Genomic DNA, 8,214 nt, shown 5'->3' on the forward strand with positions numbered 1-8,214 from the left:
GGATAGGGTTATATGTCCGGAAAAGCGCAACAGCAGTCCCGCCTCAAAGAGTTGATCCAGCGTGGCCGTGAGCAGGGTTACCTGACTTACGCCGAGGTCAACGACCACCTACCGGAGGATATTTCCGATCCGGAACAGGTGGAAGACATCATTCGCATGATCAACGACATGGGCATCAATGTATTCGAGGTTGCCCCGGATGCCGATGCCCTGTTGTTGGCCGAAGCCGATACCGATGAAGCCGCTGCCGAAGAGGCCGCCGCCGCACTCGCTGCGGTCGAGACCGACATCGGCCGCACTACCGACCCGGTGCGCATGTACATGCGCGAAATGGGCACCGTCGAACTGCTGACCCGCGAAGGCGAGATCGAAATCGCCAAACGCATCGAGGAAGGCATTCGCGAGGTGATGAGCGCCATCGCTCACTTCCCCGGCACCGTCGACAGCATCCTCGCCGATTACGAGCGAGTAACGACCGAAGGTGGCCGCCTGTCCGACATCCTCAGCGGCTATATCGACCCCGACGATGACGGCGCTGCCGCACCTCAGGAAGTCGAACCGGAAGCTCCGCAGACCGCGGCGAAACCGGCAGCTGACGACAAGGACGACGAGGACGAAGAAGACTCCGACACCGAGGAAGAAGAAGGCGACGGCGGGCCGGATCCAGAAGTTGCACGCCTGCGTTTCGGCGCGGTCGCGGAGCAGCTGGAAAAAGCCAACAAAGCGCTGAAGAAGCATGGCCGTGCCAGCCAGCAGGCTGTCGAGGAACTCGAAGCCCTCGCCATCCTATTCATGCCGATCAAGCTCGTGCCCAAGCAGTACGATGCACTGGTCGAGCGTGTGCGCAACGCGCTGAACCAGATCCGTGCTCAGGAACGCGCCATCATGCAGCTGTGCGTGCGTGATGCCCGCATGCCGCGCGCCGACTTCCTGCGTCAGTTCCCGAGCAACGAGACAAACCTGGACTGGGCTGAGCAACTGGCCTCAGGCAAGGGCAAGTACGCCGAAGCCATCGGCAACCGCAAGGAAGACATCCAGCGCTGCCAGCAGATGCTGATCGAACTGGAGCAGGAATGCAGCCTGGCGATCGCGGACATCAAGGACATCAACCGTCGCATGTCCATCGGTGAGGCCAAGGCCCGCCGGGCGAAGAAAGAGATGGTCGAGGCCAACCTGCGCCTGGTGATCTCCATCGCCAAGAAGTACACCAACCGCGGCCTGCAATTCCTCGACCTGATTCAGGAAGGCAACATCGGCCTGATGAAGGCGGTGGACAAGTTCGAATACCGCCGCGGCTACAAGTTCTCGACCTACGCTACCTGGTGGATTCGCCAGGCGATCACTCGCTCCATTGCCGACCAGGCGCGGACCATCCGTATCCCGGTGCACATGATCGAGACGATCAACAAGCTCAACCGCATCTCCCGTCAGATGCTGCAGGAAATGGGTCGCGAACCCACACCTGAGGAGCTTGGCGAGCGCATGGAAATGCCCGAGGACAAGATCCGCAAGGTACTGAAGATCGCCAAGGAGCCGATCTCCATGGAAACGCCGATCGGTGACGACGAAGACTCGCACCTGGGCGACTTCATCGAAGACTCGGCCATGCAGTCGCCGATCGACGTGGCCACCGTGGAAAGCCTCAAGGAAGCGACTCGCGAAGTGCTCTCCGGCCTCACCGCCCGTGAAGCCAAGGTACTGCGCATGCGTTTCGGCATCGACATGAACACCGACCACACCCTCGAGGAAGTCGGCAAACAGTTCGATGTCACCCGCGAGCGGATCCGCCAGATCGAAGCCAAGGCACTGCGCAAGCTGCGCCACCCGACGAGAAGTGAGCACCTACGCTCCTTCCTCGACGAGTAAGACCAACAACCCCGGCTCATGCCGGGGTTGTCGTTTCTGCGGCATTGCCACCAGGCGCCTGAGCTGCCTGCGCCCGTAATGCATCGGAACAGCACGCAACGGCCACAAACCTTGGCGCATGACAAAGCCCATCGGTATAATCCGCCGGCCTTCTGGGGGCCTATAGCTCAGTTGGTTAGAGCAGAGGACTCATAATCCTTTGGTCCACGGTTCGAGTCCGTGTGGGCCCACCACCTTCAAAGCCGCGCATTGCGCGGCTTTTTCGTTTATCCCCCTTGTTGATGAGCTTTGCTCGGCAATGCCGCCATTCCGGCCCTCGCGCGGCGGTCGCGCCGATTCAGCGCTAATAACCAGAACGAATATAAACAGCAGGAAAGGTTTCTGGACTCTCTAAGTCGACGTCTCTATCTTGCGCCGCGGGCATCACCGTTTCGATGCACCTCAGTAGCCACCCTTAAGGACGTCCATGCTTCCAGAATCGCTGCCGCTGTTGTTCGTCTGCGCCTTGCTGATCTGGGTGTTGGTGGCGTTCGTAAGGGAGAGCTGGAGCCCGGATATCGTCGTGGCGATTGCCGTGGCAGTGCTGCTGGCGACGCAGCTGCTGACGCCCGGTGAAGTGCTCGGCGTGCTGTCCAACTCGGCGCCGGTCACCATCGCCTGCATGTTCATCATCTCGGCGGCGCTGGAGCGCACCGGATGCATCGATGCGCTGGGCAACTGGCTCGGGAATCTGGTGGGCACCAGCCCTACGCGGGTGCTGTTCGGCCTGACCATAACCGCACTGGTAATCTCCGCCTGCCTGAACAACACGCCGGTGGTGGCGATCCTTACGCCGGTGGCGATTTCGCTGGCCAAGCGCGCCGGCACCACGCCTTCGAAACTTCTGATTCCGCTGTCGTACGCCACCATCCTCGGCGGCACGCTGACGATGATCGGTACATCGACCAACATTCTCGTCGATGGCGTAGCACGCAAGGCGGGCCTTGCCCCCTTCGGCATGTTCGAGATCACCGCGGCAGGACTGATCATGGCCGCCGCCGGCATGGTCTACCTGCTGACCATCGGCAAGCATCTGCTGCCGGAACGCGACACGCTGTCGAAGCTGCTCGGCCCGCGGCTGGACCGCAACTTCATGACCGAGCTGCGCGTCCCGTTGAATTCGCCGGTGATCGGCAAGACCATCGCCGAGGCCAACCTCAATGGCGGCAGCGGCCTGCAGGTACTGCAGGTGAATCGTGACACCCAGTTGTTCAGCCGACCGGAGCATGACTTCACCCTCACCGCCGGCGACCTGCTGATGATTCACGGCCAAGTCAAGGACGTGGTGGAGTTGCGTGAAAGCGGCCACCTGACCTTTAACCGTGGCGACGCCTTCGAAACCATCAGCAGTGAAGACGTGATCCTCGCCGAGGCCATCGTCGGCCGCGGTTCGCGGTACAGCCACCGGCCGATGCGCGACCTCGACCTGTCCGCGCGCTACGGCATCAGCGTGCTCGCCGTGCACCGCCAGGACGAAAACATCCAGGGCAACTTCGACGACTTTCAGCTGCAGTTTGGCGACGTGATGCTGGTCGAGGGCACACCGGCGCAGATCAAGCGTTTCGCCGATAACGGTGAGCTGATCAGCCTCAATGCGGTACAGGAACGCGCGTTCCGCCGCGATAAGGCGCCAATCGCGATCATCGCCACCCTCGCGGTGATGGTGCTGGCCGCCTTCGGCGTGATGCCGATTGAAGGCCTGGCAATAATCGGTGCGGCGTCGGTGCTGGCGACCCGCTGCCTGGACGTCGAGGATGCGTACAAGGCGGTGGACTGGAAGATTCTCAGCCTGATCTTCGGCATGCTGGCGATCAGCATCGCGATGGACAAGGTAGGCCTGGTGCAGCTTATCGTGCAGAACGTGACGACGCTGACGCCCTGGGCCGGCCCCTTGTTCATGCTGTCGTTCATCTATCTGCTCACTTCGCTGCTCACCGAGATGCTGTCGAACAACGCGGTGGCAGTCCTGATCACGCCGATTGCCATCGGCCTGGCCCAGCACCTGGGTGTCGATCCCCGCGCGTTCGTCGTCGCGGTGATGTTCGCAGCCAGCGCCAGCTTCGCCACACCGATCGGCTACCAGACCAACACCTTCGTCTACAACGCCGGCGGCTACCGCTTCGCCGATTTCCTCAAGATCGGCATCCCGCTGAACCTGCTGCTGTGGGGCGTCGGCACGCTGGTGATTCCGCTGTTCTGGCCGCTGACGCCGCTCTGACGATCAGGCTTGCCCTGGATCATTGACCGGGATGCCTTTCAGTTTCATGCTCTGCGGCCTTTGCCCGACGAACAAGAAAAAGGAGCGCGTCATGAAACTGGAAACCCTGGCCATCCACGCCGGCTACAGTCCTGATCCGACCACCAAGGCGGTGGCGGTGCCAATCTATCAGACCACCTCATACGCCTTCGACGACACCCAACACGGTGCCGATCTGTTCGATCTGAAGGTGCCGGGCAACATCTATACGCGCATCATGAATCCCACCACCGACGTGCTCGAACAGCGCGTCGCGGCACTGGAAGGTGGTGTCGCGGCGCTGGCCGTGGCTTCGGGCATGGCGGCGATCACCTATGCCATCCAGACCATTGCCGAAGTCGGCGACAATATCGTCTCGGTGGCCAAACTCTATGGCGGCACCTACAACCTGTTCGCCCACACCCTGCCGCGCCAGGGCATCGAGGTGCGTTTCGCCGCCCACGATGACATCGCCGCGCTGGAGTCGCTGATCGACGAGCGCACCAAGGCGGTGTTCTGCGAGTCCATCGGCAACCCGGCGGGCAACGTCATCGACCTCGCGGCGCTGGCCGAAGCCGCGCACCGCCATGGCGTGCCGCTGATCGTCGACAACACCGTCGCCACACCGATGCTCTGCCGGCCATTCGAGCATGGCGCCGACATCGTCGTGCATTCGCTGACCAAGTACATGGGCGGCCACGGCACCAGCATCGGCGGCATCGTGGTCGACTCCGGCAAGTTTCCCTGGGCGCAGCACAAGGAGCGCTTTGCGCTGCTGAACACTCCCGATGTGTCCTATCACGGCGTCACCTACACCGAAGCGTTCGGCCCGGCCGCCTTCATCGGCCGCTGCCGTGTGGTGCCGCTGCGCAACATGGGCGCGGCGATTTCGCCGTTCAACTCGTTCCTCATTCTGCAGGGGCTGGAAACCCTGGCACTGCGCATGGAGCGCCACTGCGAGAATGCACTGAAGGTCGCCGAATTCCTGCAGGCCCACCCGCAGGTGGCCTGGGTGAAGTACGCCGGACTACCGGATCACCCCGAGCATGAGCTGGCGCGGCGCTATATGGGTGGCACGCCGGCGTCGATCCTCTGCTTCGGTATCGAGGGCGGCATCGAAGCTGGTGCGCGCTTTATCGACGCACTCAAATTGGTGGTGCGCCTGGTCAATATCGGCGACGCCAAGTCCCTGGCCTGCCATCCGGCCAGCACCACGCACCGTCAGCTGAATGCAGACGAACTCGCCCGCGCCGGTGTCTCCCAGGACCTGATCCGGCTGTCCATCGGCATCGAGCATATCGACGACATCCTTGCCGATCTGGCCCAGGCGCTGAGCGCTTCCAAGGGTTGAGGCAGCACGCGCCTTGATATCCGCCAGCGAGGCTCCACATTAACGGCATACCGCTGTGGAGCCTCGCCATGACCGAATCGCTGATCATCCCTTGCGCGCACTGCGCCAGCCTCAACCGCATCCCCGTAGACCGGCTACAGGACGCGCCGCGCTGCGGTCGCTGCAAGGCCGAGGCGCTGCCGAGCGCGCCGTTCGATCTGCAACAGAGCCAGTTTGCCAACCAGATCAAGGGCGACCTGCCGTTATTGGTGGACGTCTGGGCCAGCTGGTGCGGCCCCTGCCGCAGCTTCGCCCCGACCTTCGCCCAGGCAGCCAGCCAGCTGCACGGCCGTTGCCGCCTGGCCAAGCTCGACAGCGAAGCCAACGCGCAGCTGTCGACGCAACTCGGCATCCGCTCGATTCCCAGCCTGATCCTGTTCCGCGACGGCCGCGAGGTGGCACGACAGAGCGGAGCCATGCCGCTGCCGCAGCTAATGGCCTGGCTGGCGCAGCAGGGGGTTAGATAACCAGCTGCCGGCGCGCCCAGACACTCTGCAAAGCGGCGAGTTCCGCAACTATTGCGACCTCCCATCAGGATATGTATCGCAATGTTTGCGTAGCGTTCATGGCACTTGGATAATGCCCGCACTTTTCGAGCGGCACTTTCAATGCAAGCAACACACGGACGTCTGTACGCCGGCCTCGTCACGGGAGCCGCGCGAGCATGAGCGCAATACGCTTCGACATCGACCAATGGCAGGCCTGGGCTCCGGGCCGTACCTGCCAGGACGACTGGTCGCGCTGGGCGTGTGCTAGCCAATGGCAGGACGATCCAGAGGCGCAGCCGGATGTATCCTTCCTACCGGCGATGCAGCGCAGGCGCTTGAGCCGACTGGCGCGGATGGTATTTGCTGTCGCCCATCCACTGGCCGAAGGCCAGCCTCCGATGCCGTTTGTGTACGCGTCGCGCCATGGCGAAACCACGCGCAATTTCGCCCTGCTCAGCGATCTGGCGGTTACGCAGCCGCTGTCGCCAACCCAGTTCAGCCTCTCCGTGCACAATGCCATCGTCGGGCTCTGGTCAATATTCCAGAGCGATACCAGTGAGATGACCGCTATTGCTGCGGAGGGCGACGGGCTGGAACACGCGGTGCTCGAGGCCAGTCTGCTGCTGAAGGAAGGCGCGCCCGCTGTCCTGCTGGTGATCGCCGAAGAGTCGCCCCCCGAAGCCTATCGCCCATGGATCGACGAAAGCACGCCTTATGCGCTGGCCTTGCGGCTGACCAAAGGCGACAGCTGGCAACTGCAACTGCAGGCTGCCGATGATCAAGCGGCGCAGCGGCACCAGCCCCATGCCCTGCAACTGATCCGGGCCTTGCTTGGCGACGATTCCCAATTCACGCATCACTGGAAGACGCGCAAATGGAACTGGCAGCGGACTCGCTGAAGCGGCCCAACACGCCCTGGCTATGGCGCCTCGTCGCCACCGGCCTGTCGTTCGTCCTGTTCGGCATTGGCGGTCTTTGCCTGCGGCTGATCGTATTCCCACTGCTTTCGCTGCTTCCGGGCGATGCGGACACACATCGCCGCCGCGCGCGGCAGACGGTCAGCCGGCTGTTCTGGCTGTTCGTGCAGTTCATGTACCGCAGCGGCGTGCTCACCTATGAGGTCGAGGGCGCCAAGCGGCTGGGGCGCCCGGGTCAGCTGATCATTGCCAATCATCCCTCGCTGATCGACGTTGTCGTGCTGATCGCGCTGATCCGCGACGCCAACTGCGTGGTCAAGCAGAGCCTATGGGACAACCCCTTCACCCGCGGTCCGATCCGGGCCGCGCAGTACATCAGCAACGACGGCAGCGCCGAGATGCTCGACGAAGCCGCCGAAGCCCTGCAGCAGGGCCAGACGCTGATCATCTTCCCCGAGGGCACCCGCACCACGCCCGGCCAGGCTCCACAGTTTCATCGCGGCGCGGCGGCCATTGCCCTACGCGGCGCGCGGCTGGTGACGCCGGTGGTGATCAGCGTGACACCAACCACGCTGACCAAGGCCGAGCCCTGGTACCGCATTCCCTCGCGGCGCTTCCACTTCCATCTGCGCGTCGGTGAAGACATCGACCCACAAACGTTCGCTGCCCAAGGCGCGGCGCCGATTGCCTCGCGCCGCCTCAACGACCATCTGCACCGACACTTCATAAAGGAGCTCGCATTCGATGAGCCAACTCAAGCTTGAAATCAAGCAACTGATCATCGACGCCCTGGGTCTGGAAGACCTCGGCCCGGACGACATCGTCGCCGACCAGCCACTGTTCGGCGAAGGCCTTGGCCTCGACTCGGTGGACGCCCTGGAACTCGGCCTGGCGATCCAGAAGCGCTTCGGCATCAAGATCGACGCCGACGCCAAGGACACCCGCAAACATTTCGCCAGCGTCGACAGCCTGGCAGCCTTCGTCAGCGCCAGCCGCGCCATCGCCTGAGGAGCATCTGCCGTGAACAGCCGTAACGAGATTTTCCAGACCCTGCGCGACGCCCTGGTGGAACTGTTCGAACTCGAACCCGAGCGCATCACTCTCGAGGCCAACCTCTATCAGGACCTGGAGATCGACAGCATCGACGCCGTCGACCTGATCGACCATATCAAGCGCCAGACCGGCAAGAAGATTGCCGCCGAGGAGTTCAAGGCCGTGCGCACCGTCGGTGACGTAGTGGAGGCGGTCTATCGCCTGACCAGCGCGGAAACCGCCTGA

Annotated in this window: 8 protein-coding genes and 1 tRNA gene; all 9 read left to right on the top strand. The window is 62.9% G+C overall.

Annotated features, from left to right (window positions below; genetic code table 11):
• Positions 1-12: 12 nt before the first annotated feature.
• The 9 genes from rpoD to BHD08_RS11375 all read left to right on the top strand — a co-directional run bounded on the left by rpoD (position 13) and on the right by BHD08_RS11375 (position 8,214).
• Entirely contained in the window at positions 13-1,866 is a 1,854-nt protein-coding gene (gene rpoD / locus BHD08_RS11335) for an RNA polymerase sigma factor RpoD (protein WP_015278348.1), read from the top strand.
• A gap of 156 nt (positions 1,867-2,022) precedes the next feature.
• Positions 2,023-2,099 (top strand) — tRNA-Ile (locus BHD08_RS11340).
• Positions 2,100-2,332: 233 nt separating this feature from the next.
• On the top strand, positions 2,333-4,123 hold the full coding sequence (locus BHD08_RS11345; RefSeq protein ID WP_125022343.1) for an SLC13 family permease: 1,791 nt from the start codon (positions 2,333-2,335) through the stop codon (positions 4,121-4,123).
• Positions 4,124-4,214: 91 nt separating this feature from the next.
• Positions 4,215-5,492, top strand: coding sequence for a bifunctional O-acetylhomoserine aminocarboxypropyltransferase/cysteine synthase (locus BHD08_RS11350; RefSeq protein WP_125022345.1), 1,278 nt, complete (start codon positions 4,215-4,217; stop codon positions 5,490-5,492).
• 68 nt (positions 5,493-5,560) lie between these two features.
• Positions 5,561-5,998, top strand: coding sequence for a thioredoxin TrxC (gene trxC, locus BHD08_RS11355; protein ID WP_125022347.1), 438 nt, complete (start codon positions 5,561-5,563; stop codon positions 5,996-5,998).
• A 197-nt stretch (positions 5,999-6,195) separates the two neighbouring features.
• Positions 6,196-6,918 carry a beta-ketoacyl synthase chain length factor gene (locus BHD08_RS11360; protein WP_125022349.1) on the top strand — a complete coding sequence of 241 codons (723 nt, stop codon included), beginning with the start codon at positions 6,196-6,198 and terminating at the stop codon, positions 6,916-6,918.
• Positions 6,894-7,700 (top strand): 1-acyl-sn-glycerol-3-phosphate acyltransferase, encoded by an 807-nt coding sequence (locus BHD08_RS11365; RefSeq protein ID WP_125022351.1) that lies wholly within the window; start codon positions 6,894-6,896, stop codon positions 7,698-7,700. Before BHD08_RS11360 ends, BHD08_RS11365 begins: the two co-directional genes overlap by 25 nt.
• A complete protein-coding gene (locus BHD08_RS11370; protein ID WP_015278354.1) occupies positions 7,681-7,944 on the top strand; it encodes a phosphopantetheine-binding protein in 264 nt (87 codons plus the stop codon). Before BHD08_RS11365 ends, BHD08_RS11370 begins: the two co-directional genes overlap by 20 nt.
• A 12-nt stretch (positions 7,945-7,956) precedes the next feature.
• Positions 7,957-8,214, top strand: coding sequence for an acyl carrier protein (locus BHD08_RS11375; protein WP_015278355.1), 258 nt, complete (start codon positions 7,957-7,959; stop codon positions 8,212-8,214).

The organism is Pseudomonas sp. SCT (assembly GCF_003864275.1).
Lineage (GTDB): Bacteria > Pseudomonadota > Gammaproteobacteria > Pseudomonadales > Pseudomonadaceae > Stutzerimonas > Stutzerimonas stutzeri_AE.

What these genes read in the sequence shown, in the direction of transcription:
- trxC (WP_125022347.1), top strand. Translation starts at nt 5,561, where the DNA reads ATGACCGAATCGCTGATCATCCCTTGCGCGCACTGCGCCAGCCTCAAC.
- BHD08_RS11345 (WP_125022343.1), top strand. Translation starts at nt 2,333, where the DNA reads ATGCTTCCAGAATCGCTGCCGCTGTTGTTCGTCTGCGCCTTGCTGATC.
- rpoD (WP_015278348.1), top strand. Translation starts at nt 13, where the DNA reads ATGTCCGGAAAAGCGCAACAGCAGTCCCGCCTCAAAGAGTTGATCCAG.
- BHD08_RS11365 (WP_125022351.1), top strand. Translation starts at nt 6,894, where the DNA reads ATGGAACTGGCAGCGGACTCGCTGAAGCGGCCCAACACGCCCTGGCTA.
- BHD08_RS11350 (WP_125022345.1), top strand. Translation starts at nt 4,215, where the DNA reads ATGAAACTGGAAACCCTGGCCATCCACGCCGGCTACAGTCCTGATCCG.
- BHD08_RS11370 (WP_015278354.1), top strand. Translation starts at nt 7,681, where the DNA reads ATGAGCCAACTCAAGCTTGAAATCAAGCAACTGATCATCGACGCCCTG.
- BHD08_RS11360 (WP_125022349.1), top strand. Translation starts at nt 6,196, where the DNA reads ATGAGCGCAATACGCTTCGACATCGACCAATGGCAGGCCTGGGCTCCG.